The organism is Thermococcus chitonophagus (assembly GCF_002214605.1).
In the GTDB taxonomy this organism is placed as follows: Archaea; Methanobacteriota_B; Thermococci; order Thermococcales; family Thermococcaceae; genus Pyrococcus; species Pyrococcus chitonophagus.
Window position 1 is genome coordinate 1,699,381 of the sequence record NZ_CP015193.1, and the last position, 17,675, is coordinate 1,717,055.

Here is a 17,675-nt window from a genome sequence, read left to right on the forward strand (position 1 = left end):
TTAATATGTCAAGACTTAGTGATGAGGAGAGAAGAAGACTACCCCAGGATGCTCTTGAGTTCCACAGAAATAACTTTCCCGGGAACGGTAAAATCGAAGTAATCCCAAAGGTTCCGCTCAAGAACTTTTACCATCTAAGCTTAGCGTATACACCGGGAGTTGCAGAGCCCTGCAAGGCCATTAGAGACGGTGAGGATCCCGATGAGTATACGATAATCCCAAATACTGTTGCCGTAGTTACTGACGGTTCAGCAATCCTTGGTCTCGGTGATATAGGGGTCTTAGCTGGAATGCCCGTTATGGAAGGCAAATGCGTTCTCTTCAAGGCTCTAGCAGGAGTTGATGCATTCCCGATCCTAATAGACACCAAAGACGTCGATAAAATAGTTGAAACGGTAAAGCTGATTTCCAAGGGGTTTGGAGGCATAAACCTTGAAGACATTTCAGCTCCAAGATGTTTTGAGATAGAGCAGAGGCTAAAGGAAGAACTAGATATTCCAGTATTCCACGATGACCAGCATGGCACTGCAGTGGTAACCCTCGCGGGCTTAATCAATGCATTAAAGATCGTTGGCAAGAAATTTAGTGAGATAAAGGTGGCAATTAGCGGTGCTGGAGCTGCAGGAATTGCGATAGCCAAGATACTCTATCATGTTGGCGTTAAGGAAATTATTGCCGTTGACAGAAAGGGGATAATCCATGAAGGGAGAGATGACTTGAATCCATACAAGAGGGAGATAGCCAAGTACAACATTCACGGTATTGAGGGTGACTTGGCCAAGGCTATGGAAGGTGCGGACGTATTTATTGGTGTTAGTGTTGGAGGAATAGTCACTCCCGAGATGGTTAAAAGGATGGCAGATGACGCGATAGTATTCGCCATGGCGAATCCAGTCCCGGAAATTATGCCCGACGAAGCTAAAAAGGCAGGAGCGAGAATAGTAGCAACGGGAAGAAGCGACTTTCCAAACCAGATAAACAACGTTCTCGGGTTCCCAGGAATTTTCAGAGGGGCTCTGGATGTTAAGGCGAGGGACATAACTCTCAACATGAACATTGCTGCCGCAAATGCAATAGCATCCGTAATTCCTGATGATGAGCTAAGTGAAGAAAACATAATCCCCTCTCCTCTGCATCCCGATGTTTATCCAAAGGAAGCTAGAGCAGTTGCCGAACAGGCAATCAAAGATGGGGTTGCAAGAAGGAAAGTCAAAGGGGAGTGGATCGAGGAGCATACTAGAAAGCTGAGAGAGTTCTACCAGAAGTTCATAGCACCAATTAATGAAATTAGAAATGACTTTTGACTATTGTACTATTTTTAGATTTTTAGGTAAAATATTTAAGGGGCTTTCACTAAAACTCTTGGTGGTGAATTGTAATGGACTTTGCCCTGTTCATGGAGAGATATGGATACAAATTGCTCGCTCTGATATTTATTATAGCCCTGGGGATAGTGTTTGGCCCCTTCCTCTATGGGTTCGTGATACTACTAAAGAAGTATCCAACTTTCACAATTGTAATGTTTGTAGTAGGGGCAGTATACACCTTCTTGTTCAGGAGCAAATACTGGGATGCCTATGCAAAAGCAATGGCAAAGTACTTCTACGATGATAAGTATGGAAAAAGACCTTAAGGAATAACCTGGGTCCCAGTTTTCCCCTCTAAAGCTTCCACAGCCCTATCAAGGCTAGCTATTATTGCCCTCTCCCCACCCCATCTCACGAACCTTATCGCGGCTAGAACCTTAGGCCCCATGCTTCCAGCCTTGAAGTGGCCTTCGTTGTAGTACCTCTCCATCTCCTCCACTTTTACCTCCCTAAGCCAAGTCTCCTTCTCGGTTCCATAGTACAGGGCTGCACCATTGACGTCCGTCAAGATCATGAAGATGTCAGCGTTAACCTCCTCGGCCAACCTCTCTCCAGCAAGATCCTTGTCTATTACCGCCTCAACACCCTTTATCTCTCCGTTCTCTTGGATTACCGGAACTCCCCCGCCACCGCTCGCTATAACTATAACGCCAGCCTCGACGAGTTTCTTTATAACCTCTGCCTCAACGTGGGCCTTTGGATCTGGACTCGGGACAACCCTCCTCCAGCCCCTTCCAGCATCTTCCTTAACCACCCAGCCCTTCTCTCTTGCAAGCTTTTTGGCAGTTTCTTCATCGTAAAACGGGCCAACGGGCTTAGTTGGATTCTCAAAAGCGGGGTCATTCTTATCAACGATTGTCTGAGTTACTATTGTAACAACATCTCTCTTTATTCCCCTCTTCTCAAGCTCGTTTTTCAAAGCCTGCTGTATCATGTATCCTATCCACCCCTGCGTCATTGCTCCAGCAACATCCATCGGCTGGGCTGGAATTCCATGAACCATTTGACCAGCATCCATGTGTAAGAGTAGGGTTCCAACCTGGGGACCGTTACCGTGAGTTATTACAACCTCGTAACCTCTCGCGATTATCTCCGCTATCTGCCTCGCGGTCTTCTTAACGTTCTCCATCATCTCCTCATAAGTCCCCTTTTGCCCTCTCTGCTGAAGGGCATTACCGCCAAGGGCTATAACAACTCTCTTAGGCACGAAACACCACCAAAATTAGTTGGAAGGGCTTAAATAAAAGCCTTTGTTAGTCATAAAATATCAAATCCTGAAGATTATGCGGAATTTACCTTCCTTCTGGACTACAATGTTAAAAATATAAATTGATAAACATCAAATTTAAACTCAATGAACTGGGTAGTTCATTCAGAAAAATCCGAAAATTTTCTGATGCCATTAAGATTATAAAAGAAGCTGGAAACGTTAAGGAGGAGAGATACGAGGAGCTTATTAGGCTTTTCTTGGGAGAGATAGCCAAGGCCGGAAAAATGAGGAGACCGCTAGGGAGCTACTTGAGGAAATCTTTGAGCTAAAGGGAAACAGGACTGATTTTATAACACTCGCAAGGAAGATAAACGTCTCACACATGACCGTTAGAGAGTACCTATCAGTGCTTGAGAGCGCCAGGCTGATATACGTCCTTGAAGCCTGGGACATAAGTAAGAAGAAACATGCTCACAGAAAAGAGAAGAAGATAGTATTCCAAAGCCCCCTTATAGCGGTATCCCTGGCAGTGTACCTCGGTGAAGATCCGCTGGAGTTTATTGAGGAGAATATCGAGTGGCTAGTTGAACACACCGCCATAACTCATGTGATATGGTCAATGGAAAGGCCAATCATAAAGGAAAAGCACTCATTTGTCGGTTTCTACTATGACCAGACAAAAGAATGTGACCTAGTGATTAAGGATAGAGGGTTCTTCGGGATAGAAGTTAAGTATGGAAGGGTTAAGAAGAGGAAATACGGATTTCCCGTGATTTATCTCTCTAAGGACGAGCTCGGTGAAGATGTTATTCCAACAGCCCTTTACCTCTATGGCCTCAAAAAGTAGTCTAAGGTGTTCTTCTTCGGCTTCTCCAAGATCTTTACATCTCTCCCAAGGTGCTTAAATATTGCTTCTACGGTCTTAGCCCCTATCCCCTCTATTCTGAGCAGATCCTTGGGCATTGCCTTAGATATGCTCTCCAAGTCCCTAAATCCAGCGTTGTATAGGGCCCTCGCCCTCTTCCTTCCAACCATCGGTAGCTCCATGAGCGGAATCAGCTCCTCCCTTACCCCATGTTTAACCCTCACCCTTAATCTTTCAAGATAGTCAATAAGATCTTGGGATGCCCCCAGGACTTTGGCCATCTCCCTTAGAGAGTAGACGAGCCACTCAGCCGTTTCAACTAGCCTGTAGATGTCCCCAGGCTCTACTGAGAATCTCTCAGTTATATCAGCTTCCGAAACTTCATTTATCCAAGCGTTAAGGATAAGGGCGGTCTTAAAGGCCCTGAAAAACTTTTTCTCGTAATAGGGATCATAAGCGAGATAAGGATCGTCAGCATATATCCTGTCCCTCAAGCTGTAGTACTCCTCCTCGAGCTTTGAGAGCTCCCGCTTAGAGTAGGAAACTGGGGTCATGTCCGGAGTTAAAGCTATTACGTGGAATATTCCCACGGGGCTGGGATCCTTCTCCATATAGGGCAGGAAGTCCTTGAACGTCTTCGCGGTCAGTGGGTCTATGTAGAGCTTTGCGGTTCTCATCCCAAGGGGCAGGGGAACTATCTCGTCCTCTAGTGTTAAGTCAACAAACTCGTTCTCTATGAGAAAGTATAGGATTTCCTTTATCTTCGCCTCTATCGAGTAGACATCCTTCCTCTGGTAAGCGTAGAACGTCCTATTGATGAACTCCAGGATATCCCTGAAGGTTCTATAACCGAAGGTGGCTATTAAAGCGAGGACTTGACCTCTGAGGTTGCTCTCATTCGAGAGCTGGGAAAATAGCTTCTCGGGCTTTCCCTTTATGTAGTGGGCTATAACATCCCCAGAACTCTCCGTGGTGGAAACTATTATGGCCTCGCCCCTCTCATCGTATTTCGGCCTTCCCGCCCTACCCATCATTTGCTGTACCTCAAGGATGGGAATCCTCTCCATCCCAAAGTCGGAATACCTCCAAGTATCCCTAATTATCACCCTGAATGCTGGCGTGTTTATTCCCGCGGCCAGGGTTGGGGTTGCAACAACTACCTTTATCAGCCCGGCCCTAAAGTTGTTCTCCACGAGAACCCTCTCCTCCCTCCCTAAACCTGCGTGATGGAAGGCAACGCCACCTTGGAGTGCTTTGGCGAGCTTTTCATTGGTCGGATTTTCCTCCAAAGAACTGGCAAGCTCCTTGAGCTTCCTCAGTTCTCCCCTCGTTAACATTGACCTTACCTTTTTAGAGAGTTCAAGGGCAGTCCTCTCGGCCTTTCTCCTCATGTTCACGAACACTAAGGCCCCTTTACCTCTCTTTACCGCATCGTAAACTAAATCCTCCCAAGAACCGAACCTCTCAACGTCTCCATCCTCCCATACCACGAGGCCCTGATTGAAGACCCCCCTCCTCAGCTGGACGGGTCTCCACTCGCTCATGACGAGTTTTGCATTGAGCCATTCAGCAAGCTCCTCTGGATTTCCTATTGTGGCGGAGAGACCGATTATTTGGGCTTTACCAAGCATGTGGGTCAAGATTACCTCCAAAGTTGCTCCCCTATCTCTCGAGCCCAAGAGGTGAATTTCATCCACAACGAGAACTTTCACGTCCTTAATCCAGCTTGAGCCGTGCCTTAAGAGAGAGTCAAACTTTTCCGCTGTAGCAACTATTATATCATATTTCCCAAGCCACTCATCCCTAGAGTCGTAATCTCCGGTGGCCATTGCTACCCTTAGTCCAATCTCTTCCCAGTCCTTGAACTCCTGAAACTTCTCTTCAGCTAGGGCCTTGAGGGGAACTATGTAGACTGCCTTACCTCCCTCCTTAAGGATGGTGTTAACCATGGCTATCTCAGCTATGAGCGTTTTACCGCTCGCCGTCGGGATAGCAACGAGTAAGTTCTCTCCCTCGAGAACTCCGCTTTTTAATGCCTCTTCCTGGGGTGGATAAAGTTCCTCTATTCCCCTTTTCTTGAGGATAATCTTTACCTTCTCGCTGACCTTGAGCTCTTCGACCCTCATTTCAACCAACTCATGTTGTAGGGAGAGTTTATAAATTCACAACAATGCGAGCTTCAACAGTGGATCCTCTATCCAGTACCTCCTCCCAGTTGACTTTATGAAGCCCGCCTTTTCTAAGTTCTTTAAGTACTTGTAGACATGGTGCATCCTCTTGGGTTTCTCCTCAAGCAATTCGTAAATCTCCGAGCCCCTAAGCGGAACTTCAGGTCTAGCGAGGATTTTAAGGATAGAGGTGTAGATAGAGCTGTTGTACGGGGCCAAGGATAGCCCAAGTTTAAAGCGGTTAGACCAGAGTAAGCCAAAAACCCAGGGATTCCCCCAAGGGATTCAACTATCCGTGGAAACCTAGGATCATTTCTACCTCTTAAGGTACTCCACACCCTCCTCGATGCTCCATCGTCCAAGTGTTATTATCCTCGCTCCCCTCATGAAATTATGTCTGTCTGGACTCGGATTTAGGTAGTTAACCAGTAGCCCTAGCATCGACCCCGTGAAGATTAAAGAGATATTCGTGTACGTGTCAATAATTTCCTGAATAAGGCCTCTAAAGTCGAAATTCTTCAGTCTTGCCAAGATCTGAGCTTCGTCAAAACCTATAATACCTCTCTTCGTGTTCTGGGAGAAAACTCTCATAAGGGTCGAGAAATCGCTAACGAATTCGTTTATGCTAGTCTTTCTGACTTTAACTTCTATTCCCTTTAGGGAAAATTTGTAGGCTTTGCTGGTTGTTATGAACTTTAGTGAGGTCTTTTGAGGGGTTATATCAGCTATTGAGATGGCTTTGGTCCCTAGAAATCTTGAGAAGTTGGACTGACCTCTACTCTACCGAATTTCCCAAGGCCTTTGAGAATCAGTTTGTTCCCCTCAATCCGATACTGGTCGTTCCTCAGGATTATCAGGTGATTCTCCTCCCTATAGCCGGGGGGTTTGGGCTTGAACCACTTGGGGAATTCTCCACTCCGCATTTTCCCCAGGTTCTCGAAGAAACTCCTCCAACCATCAGCATTCTTCCTGCAAACCTGCTGGACTGTGGCAGAGCCAACCTCACGCTTATACTTCTCGTACACGATCTTCCCACTCCTGTTGAAGTCTACAATCCTGCCCTCCTTAAAATCCCGCATTCTGAGATAATTAACCTCATTCCAGACTTTTCCAGTAATGACTGCTAACTCGAAGGGTATTCTTTCAACTTCTTTCGGGGCTTGGAGTTTTACCGTCACCGTCCTTTTCATCCCTCATAGTATTGCTTTTAGGCTTTAAAAGAGTATCGTTTCCCCCTTAAAGAGCCTGTTTTAGAATTACTGAATCCCCGCCCTAAAGGGCGAAGGCTTTCAAAAGAAAATGTAATCTTATAATATCAAAACCCAAGGGATTTGGATCTTCAAAGTTCACGTACAGAGGATTTTGAGATGAAATAAACGCAAGTGTGGACTTTCCCGCCCTCCTAACACCCGTGATTATGTAGGCATGGGGAAACTTTGGGTCAATTTTAAGCTCCCTTTCGATTATCTTACCTTGTTTTAGCTTTTCTTCCATTATTTCCCTCTGATCCACTAATATTCTTTTCAAGACTTCAACTCGAACCACGGAGCATATAAAAGTTTGCCACTATAGTGAATAACAATGACGCAACATTTATCTACTATACCTAACAATTGTAGCACAGCAGAGCGGCCCTCTTAAGCAGGATAACCCTCTTGCCCCCGCTCCTATCGAGCCTGTAAACCGAGATCTTGTTTAAGTGGTGAATTCTCCTCCTCTCTAAGGCCACCATGCCAGTTTCCCTGAGAACCTTGACGAAGTCTTCCCACCTTATGTTAAGCCACTGCTTTAACTCGTCATAAAGCTCCTTCTCAACGACAAGGTATAATTTCCCATCTATTAGATAGCGGATCTTCCTCTTTGGAATTTCCTTCCTGAGCCTCCACCTTGCGTGTGTCGGAGCTTGGACAGCTAAGATGGCCTTTTCCATATTCTCCCCGTACAGCATTCTGAGTAGAATTTCAGCTATGTGATTTATCCTATCCGGAACTCCCACGATATCTCCCCTCAGGACTATCTTCCTCCTAAGCATTTCAATGCCTTTAGACTCCAGCTCCTCTCCGATCTTGGCGGTAGTTCCTTTCTTGTCCCCCTTCATGTCCACTATGCCACCGATTATAAACGCCTTCTCTTTCAGATCATCCTGGGATAGAACTTCCTGGGCGTTTGGATCTAGAAGAACTACCCTCTCTATTCCCTTCAATTTAAGGAACTCCGCGGTGGATCCTTCAAAGGCCTCAACCTTATTAAGTGGTAGCTTGCTCATCCTCTTAAACTCCTCATTGACCCAAGTTATTGCTAACTTCCTCGGCCAGAACATCCTCCTCATAACGGCATATGTTTCCCTGAGCTGGAGGGTTACTTTCCCTTTTTCCTTTGGTATGTGCTTATCCCAGAACATGAGGTCAACGATTATCCAGGGATAGTCGGGCAACCTGTGCAGTAGGTCCTCCCCGCTTATCACTACTTCAAACTTATTCACCATGCAGGACCTAACGTAAGCGTAAAGGGAAGGCCCCTTCTTCCTCCCTTCTAAATCCCAGGATTCCTTAACGGGTTCGTTAAGTTTAACTACCGCTCCATCCCCCTCCAGAAGAAGTAAGGCCAATTCTTGGTAGATATCCTCCCCACTCGGCCATTTTCGTGAGAGCGTTCCAACGCTCTCAACTCCTTTCTCCTTCAGGATTTCCCTGAGAATTTCTCCCGGCCTCTTCATCGTTGGCCGAATTGAGGGTTTGTTTTTAAACCTTCCTCTTCGAAACTCCTTTAAAGGTTGGCTACTTAAGAACGCCCATGACTACCAAAGCAGTAACAACCGTTAAGATACCAATCCAAATGGAGATAGAAGAAATCGCAAAGAAGAAGGGGGTATCAGTTGAAAAGTTAATAACATCTCTTGAGAATCTCCTCCTGCTGGAGGCAATAGCGATTGACTCCGAGTTGAGTATTGAAGATGCAATAACCATTGGGAAAAGGTAAATAGGGGACTATGGAAGAAATTGCAGTAGTAGTTGATTCAAACGTCGTTTTTGCAACTATCATAAGAGAGGGTGGCCTCAATAGGTACGTCGTGACTATAATTCCGGCTATCATACCATTTTATTACCCAAAAGGACTTAGAGAAGAGATAATAAGACATTCCGGCGAAATATCAAAGAAAAACCAAGATGCCAGCTGAGATTATAGCTTTAATCCTCGAGAGGCTTTTAAGCACGATGCAAGAGGTTGAAGTTCCAAAGTCAATTCTTGAGGAAGCTAGCTAAGGACGGCATATTCGTCACTACTCCCTTGGAGGTCCTCAGGAGGTTAAGAGATGATTGGGGAGGTAAACCTTAACGGAAAAACTGTTAGATACAGGGTTAAAGTTAAACCAGTTAGATATGTCACAATAAGAATCCTCGAAGACGGAACCCTGCTCGTCACGACGCCGGATGAGAGGATAGTGGAGAGAGTTCTCATTGAAAAGAGAAGATGGATTCTCTCAAAGCTTAAGATCGTTGAAGAGGCCCTAACCCAGGGGAAAAAGGGCTTTCCCCTGTTTGGAGAGTTCATGGAATTAGATGGTGACCCTGGGAAACTAAGGGAGGAGATAAGGGAACAGCTTAGGGCTAAGGTTAAGGAGATAGTTGACGAGGTATCCCCAAGGATAGGTGCAAGGCCTAAAAGGATCTACATAATCCCAATGAAGAACAAGTGGGGGACGTCAACGTGGAGGAAGTCGATAACGATAAACCTCGCTTCAGCGGCCCTTCCCCATAACTTGCTTCACTACCTCGTGACGCACGAATTAGCTCACCTGATAGAGATGAGGCACAGCAAAAAGTTCTGGTCCATAGTCTCCAAATTCCACCCAGACTACAAGGAGAAGAGGAGGGAGCTGAAGAAGTGGTGGTTCATAGTCCACGCGAACGATCTCTGGAGGGCTATTCTCCGATGGCCTGAAGTATGACTCTCCTTCTTCTCGGCCTAGTATCTAGCTCAACGAAGAATATCTGCTGCCAAGTACCCCTCATCAACTCCCCATCAATTATCGGGAAGACCAAGCTCGGGCCGAGCAAGGTGGCCCTTAGGTGGGAGTGGGCGTTGTCATCGAACCTGTTGTGGAGGTAGGGCCTTTCTTTTGGTATGACCTCCTTAAGCCATCTCTTGAAGTCCTCCAAAAGGCCTTCCTCATGCTCTATGGCTATTATAGCTCCAGTGGCCCCAGGAACGAAAATTAAGACCTGTCCATTGGCTATTTCACTCTCGGCAACGAACTTCTCAACCTCGTGCGTTATATCCACAAGATCAATTTCACCCTTAGTCGAGAAGTGCAGTTCTTTCCTGACCACCCTCATAGAACCACCCAAATAAAAATGGGGAAAAGCGTATAAAGTTTATTCGGTTTTGTATATCTCTTCGCAGAACGTTACAAAGTCTGTCCATGCAGAATGAGCCAAGAACTTCGCCTTGAGGTTGGGCTTGCCATCCTTGAAAGCCTCCTCTCTGTAGGAGTAGCCCACGACTTCCCCAACGAACCACGTATGATCCCCATAACCCCTAGCATCAACAACCTTGCACTCCAAGTTGGCTAGGGCTTCCTTTATACTGGGCACTTTAATGCTCTTTGAGGGAACTAAGGTTATTGACATCTCCTTGAGCTTTGAGGGCCCCTTCTTTGTTCCAGCTATCCACACGTCCCTAAGCATTTCGAGGCTTGGAACGCTGATAACGAATTCACGGTACTTCTTAACTAGGCCGTGAGTTGTTCTCTCTGGTGCTATTGCCACGCCAACCATGAATGGGTCATAGGACACTATGGTAACCCAGTCCGCTGCCATAACGTTTGCCTCTTCGCCATGACCGGAAATCACTAGGTAGGTTCTCATCGGGTAGAGAAGCCTGTAAGGGTGCATCCGCTACCACCAAAAAATTAGTGAAGAAAAGTTCATAAGTTTTGCTCAATCCTCTTCAACTTTCCTACGACCTCAAGGGGATCCCTTCCAAAGATGTAAACGCAGGGCTCGACGCCATAACCACCGGGATCAACTACCACATCCCAAGATTCTTCCCCAAAAGCTTTTGCTATCTCATCCTCAGTCTCCTCTTCACCCCTGCTCTCCCTGGGAAGGTAATAAACTTTAAGGCCGGATTTTTCAAGGGCTTTCTTTACGTCCTCTCCAAACCTTATGTTTAAGACTGCCCTAATTGAGGGGTTGTACTTAGCTATCTTAATTAGCAACCTTGCCGTGTGCCTGCTGACGCCAAATTCTGGGGGCATGGCGTAGGGCCTCTCCTTTACCAGTGTAATTCTCCCTGGGATTGCCGCGACATCATCAACGTCTTTGGGATTTGGAACGGCATAGGCAAAGTTGCTTCTTATCTCTGGAATCAATCCTGGGAACTTCTCATCGTTTAGGAGGATATCGAGGGCCTTAGCAAGCTCATCGAGTATCTCCTTTTTGCTAACGCCGGGGAAGATCTCCTTGCAGGTAATACCTTTAACACCAGAGTACTCTTCATAAAGCCTGCAGAACTTTTCGTCAAGGAGAAAGTCGAAGAACTTCCTCTCTAAAACCTTAATTATTTCCTCTTTTTTTGCGTTTTTCTCGATCATCTCAGCTATTGTCAACGCTATTGTATCTATCTCATCCCCTATTGGCTTTAGCACTTCTGGGAGGGAGTACTTAGAGAGGTACTTGCTGACCATTGCTTGAGTCACTCCAAGCTCCTTAGCTATCTTTATCTGGGAGTACTCCCTCGAGTAAAGGATCTTGGCTATCTTGGCTCTTATTGCAGGCAAAACTACCTCAGCCCAAAACGAACTTGGAGTCCTCATTTTCTCCTCCCTCTCACCAGTATTGTAAGGAGCAAGAGTATTCCAGGCCCACAAATTCCCTTTGAGGAGGGCAGTACGGGAGTTGAAGTCGGTGTTGGGTACTCTTCATAGGCTAAGCCTCCACATTTTATGAGGACCGCCCCAGAGTAGTTCGAGTAGGGCATCCACCTACCGTCATAAAATCCTATCCTGGCGTTATACCCTGCATACCCCCACTTTGCAACTTTCGCTATCTCTTCTATGTCTTTATCATCTATCTTTATCACTCCAACCCTCTTAAGCCACTCTAACTCGGTCTTTATCGCCTCGCTCGCATTTATCGTCTCGGGATTGAGTGAGGGCACAACTCTCCACTCCCACCTCTCAGTGAAGTTCAAGGGAACGTCGCACCCCAGGACTTCCTTTATTTCACCGACTTTATCTTGGGTTACATTATCCTTTACTTCAATCATAACACTAACTCTAGCCTTTACCACCTGATCAAGGGTGACATTGTGCTCTTTCAGGCACTTCAGAAACTCCTCGTTGGGCAACCACGTGCAGAAGCCATTGTAACAGCCACATCTGGTAAGATTAAGGCACCTGTACCACTCCCTGTAAACGCAGGTCGAGAATGGGCTTTCATTCCTGGGGACGCATAGCTCCTTAGAACATCCCGCAATCTTGCAGTCGGAGTTGTCCTTGCACTCGAATCCCCTAAGCTTAGTGAGTACTATCGTTATGTTATCTTTTACCAAGGAATACTCCCCCACTTCCCAGCCAAGCTTTTTGGCCTTCTCTTTTATCTCATCCACGGGAAGCACGCCTTGAAATTCCTCGGAATACCTTACTTCTTTAACTCTCTTCGTTGGAATCTGAATCCTGATGTGCAGGTAGCTTCCATTTTCGTTAATCCCAACCCTCCACTCTCCAGACCATAGTATAACTATCAGCCTCGGGTCATAGCGAGACCTGTAGATTATTTTTCCATTATACTCAACAACATTCTTCGCGTTCAGGAGAGGAGAAAGGTCATAACTACCTTTGTTCAGCTCAACTTCAACAGCGTAAAGGTCCTGGGGGAAAAAGCAGGCCTCAGCTAAGGGCACAAAGAGCAAGAGAAGGAGTAGTAGAATTACTTTCCTCATGATATCCACCGGTGAGTTAATACAATTTTCCTTCAATAAACCTTTCCCTTATCCAGTACTCTAAGAATATATCGGAAATTTTGTACGTCCCATTTTTCGAAACTATATCCTTTTCAATTAACTTTTTAAGGGCAGATTGAACGCTCGAAGGAGATCTGAGATTATACCTCCTTATCGTTTCCCCAGAGAACAGATCCTTCTCTCCAGCTGCTATCATTATTAGAACTTTTCTTTGATTCGGTGTTAGGTTCTCCCACAGCAATATAAAAGAATTTTCTAGGTCGGACACTAGATCCCTAAGAACTTTGTCAACATCATCCTTCTCCACTCCGCCTTTAGTTTTTCCCAGATACCACAGCTCAAAACACAGCCTCTGGGTGTAGTAGGGATGACACTTAGTTAAAGAAAGAATGTAATCAACCACATCATCCTTAATTCCTATTTCACCCATTTCAAATGCTTTCATTATGTAGGCCTTGAAATCTTCCTTCGGAATTTCTCTTAAAACCATGTGAGCTCCAAAGTTGTAGAAGGGACTTTCTTTAGCCCTAAATATCCACTCCATTAAGTGCCTTTTGCTTCCAACAAAGACGTAGCTTACCTTGTCGTGAAGCTGAAGCTTCGACCTCAGCACTTTCAGTAATCCTTCAAACTTGGATAACTCCTGAAACTCGTCAAGAACAACGACAACTCTCTTTTTCCTATCTTCAGCGAGTTTTTGTGGCAAGTCAAGAGCATCCTTCCAGCTTTCTGATTTCCTACTGAATTTCACTTCAAAATTAATTCCATATTCCGTCTTTATCGTCACACTAGCCTGTATATTAGCAAGAAGCCTCTTCACGGCTTCACTAAAGCTACCATAGGTCTTCAGTACTTTTCTAGTTATCTCCTCAGCAAGCTCCTCCCTTGAAGTTATGGCATAGCAATCGATAAATATCGGAATAATATCATCCCTTAGTTCTTCAATAACCTTTAGAATAAGAGATGTTTTTCCGAACCTTCTGGGGGAGTATAGTATGACGTTTCTTCCACTCAAAATATAGGCCTTTAATCTTTCCAATTCTCGTTTTCTGTTTATGAACTTATCCCCCCTGACTGGCTCTCCAAACACGAAAGGGTTTTCCATTACTCATCACCAAGTTACTTAATTCCAAGTTACTTAACTTTAAGTAATTTGCCGTTGTGACAAAAACATGTTAAAGCAAACCTTATATAATTATGAAGACCCACTGAGGAAGGGCTTTGATGGACTGGACAGGTAGAGATGTCATAAGCATTAGAGACTTTTCTAAAGAAGATATAGAGTTCGTCCTCTCAACTGCCGAGAGACTCGAGAGGGAGCTGAAGGAGAAGGGCCACTTAGAATATGCAAAAGGGAAGATTCTAGCAACATTATTCTTTGAACCTTCAACTAGAACTAGGCTAAGCTTCGAATCCGCAATGCACAGGCTTGGTGGGAGTGTTATAGGGTTCGCCGAGGCCTCAACGAGTAGCGTCAAAAAGGGTGAAAGCCTCAGGGACACGATAAAGACGGTGGAGCAGTACAGCGACGTGATAGTGATAAGGCATCCAAAGGAAGGCGCAGCAAGGCTCGCCGCTGAAGTTGCTGAAGTGCCGGTGATAAACGCTGGCGATGGAAGCAACCAGCACCCAACCCAAACCCTACTCGATTTGTACACGATAAAGAAGGAGTTTAGCAAGATCGACGGATTAAAGATAGGACTCCTTGGCGACTTGAAGTACGGAAGAACGGTTCACAGCCTGGCCGAAGCTTTAGCTTTCTATGACGTAGAGCTCTACCTGATTTCCCCGGAAATGCTCAGAATGCCGAAGCACATAGTTGAGGAGCTGAAGGAGAGGGGCGTTAAGGTTTACGAGACCTCAGACCTTGAGGCCGTCATTGGAGAACTGGACGTTCTCTACGTGACAAGAATCCAGAGGGAAAGGTTCCCAGATGAGCAGGAGTACTTGAAGGTCAAGGGAAGCTACCAGGTCAACTGCAAGGTGCTTGAAAAGGCCAAGGAAGAGCTGAGAGTTATGCACCCACTTCCAAGGGTAGACGAGATACACCCAGAGGTAGATAAAACGAAGCACGCGATATATTTCAGGCAGGTCTTCAATGGAGTTCCCGTTAGAATGGCCCTCCTGGGCCTTGTCCTGGGGGTGATCTAAATGACTGAACTTAAAGTTTCCGCTATTAGAGAGGGAACAGTCATAGACCACATACCCGCGGGTAAAGGGCTTAAGGTCATTGAAATCTTGAAGTTGGGGAGGTTAAGCAACGGAGGGGCTGTTCTCTTGGCTATAAATGTCCCAAGCAAGAAGCTTGGAAGGAAGGATATAGTAAAAGTCGAAGGCAAGTTCCTGAGCGAGGAGGAGGTAAACAAGATAGCCCTCGTCGCTCCTACTGCTACGGTAAACATAATAAGAGACTACAAGGTCGTCGAGAAGTTCAAGGTTGAGATTCCAGACATAATTGAGGGAATATTAAGGTGCGCAAATCCGAACTGCATAACACACTATGAATACGTAACGACAAAATTCTACGTAATAAGCAGGGAACCGCTGAAGGTCAGGTGCCACTACTGTGAAAGAACAATGGAAGAAGAGGAAATCCTGGCAAACCTCTAGAACCTAAACGCTAGGGCAACTTCGAGTGCCGTTCCCAGGTGGAGGACATCCTCGTCAACGTCGAACTTTGGATGATGGTGAGGATAGACTATCCCTTTCTCCTCGTTTCTTATTCCAAGGGCTATGAAGGCCCCAGGAACCTTTTGTAAGTAGAAGGCAAAATCCTCCCCGCCGAGCGTTTTCCTAACCTCTCCAACGTTTAGGCCGATATCCTCGGCAACTCTTCTCACGAATTTAGCCATCTCTCCATTGTTTATCGTTGGTGGGCCTAGGATGTCAGCCTCGACCTCAGCCCTACACCTGTGGGCCTTCGCCGTGTTCTCAATTATCTCCACTATTCTCGACTTTAGGAATTCACCAAGTTCGTTCGTGAAAAACCTGAAAGTTCCCTCCAGCTCCACGAATTCTGGGATTACATTGAATGCCGTACCTCCCTGAACCCTTCCAACAGTAACCACGGCACTCTCCAATGGATCAACTTCCCTAGCAACGATCCTCTGCAGGGCCAAGATCGCGTCAGCTGCTGCAGGTATCGGGTCTATGGTGTACTGGGGAGCCGCTCCGTGCCCACCTTTTCCAATTATCCTTGCAAGGAATCTACCAACGCCGGCAAGAAACGGCCCTTCCCTTATCCCAACTACTCCAGAATCAAGCTCAGCCCAAACGTGGAGACCAAAGATAGCGTTTACTCCCTCTAGCGCACCACCCTCGATCATCTTTAACGCTCCATTCCCTCCCTCCTCCGCAGGCTGGAAGATTAAACGGACTCTGTTCTTCAGCTCATCGGAGTGCTCGGCTATTATTTTCGCTGCCCCTAGGAGCATTGCAGTATGAGCATCGTGGCCGCAGGCGTGCATCTTTCCTGGGATCTTCGATTTGTATGGGACGTCATTTTCCTCTTGGATTGGCAAAGCATCCATATCTGCCCTAAGGGCAATAGTTCTCTCACCTTCTCCAATGTCTGCTATTATTCCAGTTCCAACTCTCTTTATCCTGTAGCCCCACTCCCTCAAGTGCTCCTCTACAATTCTAGAAGTCCTCTCCTCCTCAAAGCCAAGCTCGGGATGCATGTGGAAGTCCCTTCTCCACTCAATTATCTCCTCCTTTATCTTCTCGGCCTCCTTTAGTGGATCGAACATGGTGACCACCAATAGGAATATATTGGGGTTTGGGTTATCACCTTTTCGATGAACATCATAACAGTAGGGCTCGATGGAAAAGGGAAAGTTGCATTTCAATCTCACGCCCATACGGATCACTTTGCCCAGGGCAGGATTATCTATGCGACACTGCCCACGATACACCTGAGCCACTTAAGGAATTCCCGCTTTTATTCCCCCGTCGAGTTTGAGAAGAGGTTCTATATCGGAGATTACAAAGCTAAGCCATATCCTTCCGGTCATATTCTTGGCTCAGCGGGAATAAAGATCTGGCTCGACGAGGGGACACTCTACTATACGGGAGACATAAAGCTTGAGAGGCTTAGAACTCCGGAGAGAACTAAAATTCCCAGGGCAGACTTTCTAATAATAGAAGCCACCTTTGGGGTTCCCAAGTTTAGGTTTCCAAAACCCAAGATTGTTGAAAAGGAGATAATCGGTATAGTGGAGGAAAAGCTCGATAAAGGAGAAACCCCCATCTTCCTGGCCAATCCATTCGGGAAGGCCCAGGAATTGATTAGAATTCTAAATATTCACGGTTACGAAGTTAGGGTTGACAGAGTTACAGGAAAGGTCTCGAAAGTTTATGGAAAGTTTGGTGTCAGGCTTAAAATTAGTGAAGAGGGCGAAGTTGCAGTTTCCTCCAAACTAGGGATTCCAGTTTCAGGATTTTCACAAATAAAGCTCAGCAATCACGCTGATTTCTGGGAGTTAATTGAGATAGTGGAAAGGGTTAAGCCAGAAAAAGTCTTCACAGTTTATGGGCATGCAGAGCAGTTCGCAAAAATACTCAGAGGGCTAGGCTATGAAGCGGAGGTTTATAAAGAACCAATGTTAAGGTTAAATGGGAGAGGTCTTTGAGCAGTGAGATAGTCATCAGAGTGAAGATACCTGAAAGCCTCGAGAAATACCTAAGTGAGAGGACTGTGGAGGATATAAAGCTCGAGATAATAAAAGAGATACAGGAAAGGTTGTAGAGGGCGAAGGAGCTATTGAGAATACTTGAAAAAAGTGAACTCAAGGAAGAAGACGCAAAAGAATTGGAGAGAACTAAAAGAGGCTCTTGCCAGAGGGTACGAGATTCTATGATAGGGAGTCGTTTTGGATTATAGCGTTGTATTCCCAGCGTTTCATAAGAAGGGGACTTCATATCTACTTCTTGTTGCTCTGACAGTAAGGATATTAGTCCCCGAGTACTTTTGGGAGGAATTTGAAAAGCATGAAGGAAAGCTCCTCAGATACACAAAGCTAAGTCAGGAAGAATTCGAAAAATATTAAAACTATACTCAACGTCCGTCCCAAAAGAGCTCTTTATGTGTAGAGACAGAG

At 45.8% G+C, this 17,675-nt stretch carries 24 protein-coding genes; 11 read left to right on the forward strand and 13 right to left on the reverse strand.

The window, feature by feature from the left end; genetic code table 11:
* Positions 1-5: 5 nt before the first annotated feature.
* The gene (locus tag A3L04_RS09395) at positions 6-1,304 is read left to right on the forward strand and encodes an NAD(P)-dependent malic enzyme (protein ID WP_068577502.1); all 1,299 of its coding nucleotides are present in this window, start codon (positions 6-8) and stop codon (positions 1,302-1,304) included.
* Positions 1,305-1,378: 74 nt separating this feature from the next.
* On the forward strand, positions 1,379-1,633 hold the full coding sequence (locus A3L04_RS09400) for a hypothetical protein (protein ID WP_068577504.1): 255 nt from the start codon (positions 1,379-1,381) through the stop codon (positions 1,631-1,633).
* Here A3L04_RS09400 and arcC read toward each other — a convergent pair.
* The gene (arcC, locus tag A3L04_RS09405) at positions 1,630-2,574 is read right to left on the reverse strand and encodes a carbamate kinase (protein WP_068577506.1); all 945 of its coding nucleotides are present in this window, start codon (positions 2,572-2,574) and stop codon (positions 1,630-1,632) included. The two genes, A3L04_RS09400 and arcC, sit on opposite strands and share 4 nt — an antisense overlap.
* A gap of 122 nt (positions 2,575-2,696) precedes the next feature.
* Here arcC and A3L04_RS11315 point away from each other — a divergent pair, with 122 nt between their 5' ends.
* Together A3L04_RS11315 and A3L04_RS11320 are read left to right on the forward strand one after the other, a co-directional pair.
* Positions 2,697-2,906 carry a hypothetical protein gene (locus A3L04_RS11315; RefSeq protein ID WP_068577508.1) on the forward strand — a complete coding sequence of 70 codons (210 nt, stop codon included), beginning with the start codon at positions 2,697-2,699 and terminating at the stop codon, positions 2,904-2,906.
* A complete protein-coding gene (locus A3L04_RS11320; protein WP_394326732.1) occupies positions 2,894-3,424 on the forward strand; it encodes a DUF4143 domain-containing protein in 531 nt (176 codons plus the stop codon). The genes A3L04_RS11315 and A3L04_RS11320 overlap by 13 nt, the downstream gene beginning before the upstream one ends.
* Here A3L04_RS11320 and A3L04_RS09415 read toward each other — a convergent pair.
* From A3L04_RS09415 to trm10, 6 genes are all read right to left on the reverse strand, one after another.
* Positions 3,406-5,568: an ATP-dependent DNA helicase gene (locus A3L04_RS09415; protein WP_068577514.1), complete on the reverse strand. Its 2,163-nt coding sequence runs from the start codon at positions 5,566-5,568 to the stop codon at positions 3,406-3,408. The two genes, A3L04_RS11320 and A3L04_RS09415, sit on opposite strands and share 19 nt — an antisense overlap.
* A gap of 36 nt (positions 5,569-5,604) precedes the next feature.
* Positions 5,605-5,829, reverse strand: coding sequence for a hypothetical protein (locus tag A3L04_RS11035; protein ID WP_157092418.1), 225 nt, complete (start codon positions 5,827-5,829; stop codon positions 5,605-5,607).
* A 96-nt stretch (positions 5,830-5,925) separates the two neighbouring features.
* On the reverse strand, positions 5,926-6,141 hold the full coding sequence (locus tag A3L04_RS09420; RefSeq protein WP_157092419.1) for a hypothetical protein: 216 nt from the start codon (positions 6,139-6,141) through the stop codon (positions 5,926-5,928).
* A 215-nt stretch (positions 6,142-6,356) separates the two neighbouring features.
* Positions 6,357-6,800 carry a hypothetical protein gene (locus tag A3L04_RS09425; protein WP_068577518.1) on the reverse strand — a complete coding sequence of 148 codons (444 nt, stop codon included), beginning with the start codon at positions 6,798-6,800 and terminating at the stop codon, positions 6,357-6,359.
* Between the two features lie 82 nt (positions 6,801-6,882).
* The gene (locus tag A3L04_RS09430; RefSeq protein ID WP_068577520.1) at positions 6,883-7,137 is read right to left on the reverse strand and encodes an AAA family ATPase; all 255 of its coding nucleotides are present in this window, start codon (positions 7,135-7,137) and stop codon (positions 6,883-6,885) included.
* 79 nt (positions 7,138-7,216) lie between these two features.
* Positions 7,217-8,326 (reverse strand): tRNA (guanine(9)-/adenine(9)-N1)-methyltransferase, encoded by a 1,110-nt coding sequence (gene trm10, locus A3L04_RS09435; protein ID WP_068577523.1) that lies wholly within the window; start codon positions 8,324-8,326, stop codon positions 7,217-7,219.
* A 77-nt stretch (positions 8,327-8,403) separates the two neighbouring features.
* Between trm10 and A3L04_RS09440 the strand changes: the two genes are divergently transcribed.
* The 3 genes from A3L04_RS09440 (at position 8,404) to A3L04_RS09450 (ending at position 9,559) form a co-directional block, all read left to right on the forward strand.
* Positions 8,404-8,589 (forward strand): hypothetical protein, encoded by a 186-nt coding sequence (locus tag A3L04_RS09440; protein WP_068577525.1) that lies wholly within the window; start codon positions 8,404-8,406, stop codon positions 8,587-8,589.
* Between the two features lie 10 nt (positions 8,590-8,599).
* Positions 8,600-8,788, forward strand: a complete 189-nt coding sequence (locus tag A3L04_RS09445; protein WP_068577528.1) for a hypothetical protein — start codon at positions 8,600-8,602, stop codon at positions 8,786-8,788.
* A 135-nt stretch (positions 8,789-8,923) separates the two neighbouring features.
* A complete protein-coding gene (locus A3L04_RS09450; protein ID WP_068577530.1) occupies positions 8,924-9,559 on the forward strand; it encodes a M48 family metallopeptidase in 636 nt (211 codons plus the stop codon).
* Here A3L04_RS09450 and A3L04_RS09455 read toward each other — a convergent pair.
* From A3L04_RS09455 to A3L04_RS09475, 5 genes are read right to left on the reverse strand one after another with little or no spacing between them, the layout of a single operon-like run.
* The gene (locus A3L04_RS09455; RefSeq protein WP_068577532.1) at positions 9,534-9,947 is read right to left on the reverse strand and encodes a secondary thiamine-phosphate synthase enzyme YjbQ; all 414 of its coding nucleotides are present in this window, start codon (positions 9,945-9,947) and stop codon (positions 9,534-9,536) included. The genes A3L04_RS09450 and A3L04_RS09455 overlap by 26 nt on opposite strands.
* 39 nt (positions 9,948-9,986) lie before the next feature.
* A complete protein-coding gene (locus tag A3L04_RS09460) occupies positions 9,987-10,505 on the reverse strand; it encodes a flavin reductase family protein (protein WP_068577534.1) in 519 nt (172 codons plus the stop codon).
* Between the two features lie 32 nt (positions 10,506-10,537).
* Complete coding sequence (locus A3L04_RS09465; RefSeq protein WP_068577536.1) at positions 10,538-11,428, reverse strand: thiamine-phosphate synthase family protein; 891 nt, start codon at positions 11,426-11,428, stop codon at positions 10,538-10,540.
* Positions 11,425-12,555, reverse strand: a complete 1,131-nt coding sequence (locus A3L04_RS09470; RefSeq protein WP_068577538.1) for a CGP-CTERM-anchored Cys-rich protein — start codon at positions 12,553-12,555, stop codon at positions 11,425-11,427. The genes A3L04_RS09465 and A3L04_RS09470 overlap by 4 nt, the downstream gene beginning before the upstream one ends.
* Before the next feature lie 16 nt (positions 12,556-12,571).
* On the reverse strand, positions 12,572-13,681 hold the full coding sequence (locus A3L04_RS09475; RefSeq protein ID WP_068577540.1) for an AAA family ATPase: 1,110 nt from the start codon (positions 13,679-13,681) through the stop codon (positions 12,572-12,574).
* A gap of 119 nt (positions 13,682-13,800) precedes the next feature.
* Here A3L04_RS09475 and pyrB point away from each other — a divergent pair, with 119 nt between their 5' ends.
* On the forward strand, positions 13,801-14,727 hold the full coding sequence (gene pyrB, locus A3L04_RS09480; RefSeq protein WP_068577542.1) for an aspartate carbamoyltransferase: 927 nt from the start codon (positions 13,801-13,803) through the stop codon (positions 14,725-14,727).
* A complete protein-coding gene (gene pyrI, locus A3L04_RS09485; RefSeq protein ID WP_068577544.1) occupies positions 14,728-15,186 on the forward strand; it encodes an aspartate carbamoyltransferase regulatory subunit in 459 nt (152 codons plus the stop codon).
* Here the strand turns inward: pyrI and A3L04_RS09490 are convergent.
* On the reverse strand, positions 15,183-16,325 hold the full coding sequence (locus tag A3L04_RS09490; protein ID WP_068577546.1) for a M20 metallopeptidase family protein: 1,143 nt from the start codon (positions 16,323-16,325) through the stop codon (positions 15,183-15,185). The genes pyrI and A3L04_RS09490 overlap by 4 nt on opposite strands.
* Before the next feature lie 48 nt (positions 16,326-16,373).
* On the opposite strand from A3L04_RS09490, the gene A3L04_RS09495 reads away from it, so the two are divergent.
* Together A3L04_RS09495 and A3L04_RS09500 are read left to right on the forward strand one after the other, a co-directional pair.
* The gene (locus tag A3L04_RS09495) at positions 16,374-17,207 is read left to right on the forward strand and encodes an MBL fold metallo-hydrolase (protein ID WP_068577547.1); all 834 of its coding nucleotides are present in this window, start codon (positions 16,374-16,376) and stop codon (positions 17,205-17,207) included.
* Between the two features lie 240 nt (positions 17,208-17,447).
* Positions 17,448-17,624 (forward strand): PIN domain-containing protein, encoded by a 177-nt coding sequence (locus A3L04_RS09500; protein WP_084448873.1) that lies wholly within the window; start codon positions 17,448-17,450, stop codon positions 17,622-17,624.
* Positions 17,625-17,675 lie beyond the last annotated feature (51 nt).

Excerpts from the sequence above, each read along its gene's own strand:
- A3L04_RS09395 (WP_068577502.1), top strand. The coding sequence starts at position 6 with ATGTCAAGACTTAGTGATGAGGAGAGAAGAAGACTACCCCAGGATGCT.
- A3L04_RS09400 (WP_068577504.1), top strand. The coding sequence starts at position 1,379 with ATGGACTTTGCCCTGTTCATGGAGAGATATGGATACAAATTGCTCGCT.
- A3L04_RS09415 (WP_068577514.1), bottom strand. The coding sequence starts at position 5,568 with ATGAGGGTCGAAGAGCTCAAGGTCAGCGAGAAGGTAAAGATTATCCTC.
- A3L04_RS09425 (WP_068577518.1), bottom strand. The coding sequence starts at position 6,800 with ATGAAAAGGACGGTGACGGTAAAACTCCAAGCCCCGAAAGAAGTTGAA.
- trm10 (WP_068577523.1), bottom strand. The coding sequence starts at position 8,326 with ATGAAGAGGCCGGGAGAAATTCTCAGGGAAATCCTGAAGGAGAAAGGA.
- A3L04_RS09440 (WP_068577525.1), top strand. The coding sequence starts at position 8,404 with ATGACTACCAAAGCAGTAACAACCGTTAAGATACCAATCCAAATGGAG.
- A3L04_RS09445 (WP_068577528.1), top strand. The coding sequence starts at position 8,600 with ATGGAAGAAATTGCAGTAGTAGTTGATTCAAACGTCGTTTTTGCAACT.
- A3L04_RS09450 (WP_068577530.1), top strand. The coding sequence starts at position 8,924 with ATGATTGGGGAGGTAAACCTTAACGGAAAAACTGTTAGATACAGGGTT.
- A3L04_RS09455 (WP_068577532.1), bottom strand. The coding sequence starts at position 9,947 with ATGAGGGTGGTCAGGAAAGAACTGCACTTCTCGACTAAGGGTGAAATT.
- A3L04_RS09460 (WP_068577534.1), bottom strand. The coding sequence starts at position 10,505 with ATGCACCCTTACAGGCTTCTCTACCCGATGAGAACCTACCTAGTGATT.
- A3L04_RS09465 (WP_068577536.1), bottom strand. The coding sequence starts at position 11,428 with ATGAGGACTCCAAGTTCGTTTTGGGCTGAGGTAGTTTTGCCTGCAATA.
- A3L04_RS09470 (WP_068577538.1), bottom strand. The coding sequence starts at position 12,555 with ATGAGGAAAGTAATTCTACTACTCCTTCTCTTGCTCTTTGTGCCCTTA.
- A3L04_RS09475 (WP_068577540.1), bottom strand. The coding sequence starts at position 13,681 with ATGGAAAACCCTTTCGTGTTTGGAGAGCCAGTCAGGGGGGATAAGTTC.
- pyrB (WP_068577542.1), top strand. The coding sequence starts at position 13,801 with ATGGACTGGACAGGTAGAGATGTCATAAGCATTAGAGACTTTTCTAAA.
- pyrI (WP_068577544.1), top strand. The coding sequence starts at position 14,728 with ATGACTGAACTTAAAGTTTCCGCTATTAGAGAGGGAACAGTCATAGAC.
- A3L04_RS09490 (WP_068577546.1), bottom strand. The coding sequence starts at position 16,325 with ATGTTCGATCCACTAAAGGAGGCCGAGAAGATAAAGGAGGAGATAATT.
- A3L04_RS09495 (WP_068577547.1), top strand. The coding sequence starts at position 16,374 with ATGAACATCATAACAGTAGGGCTCGATGGAAAAGGGAAAGTTGCATTT.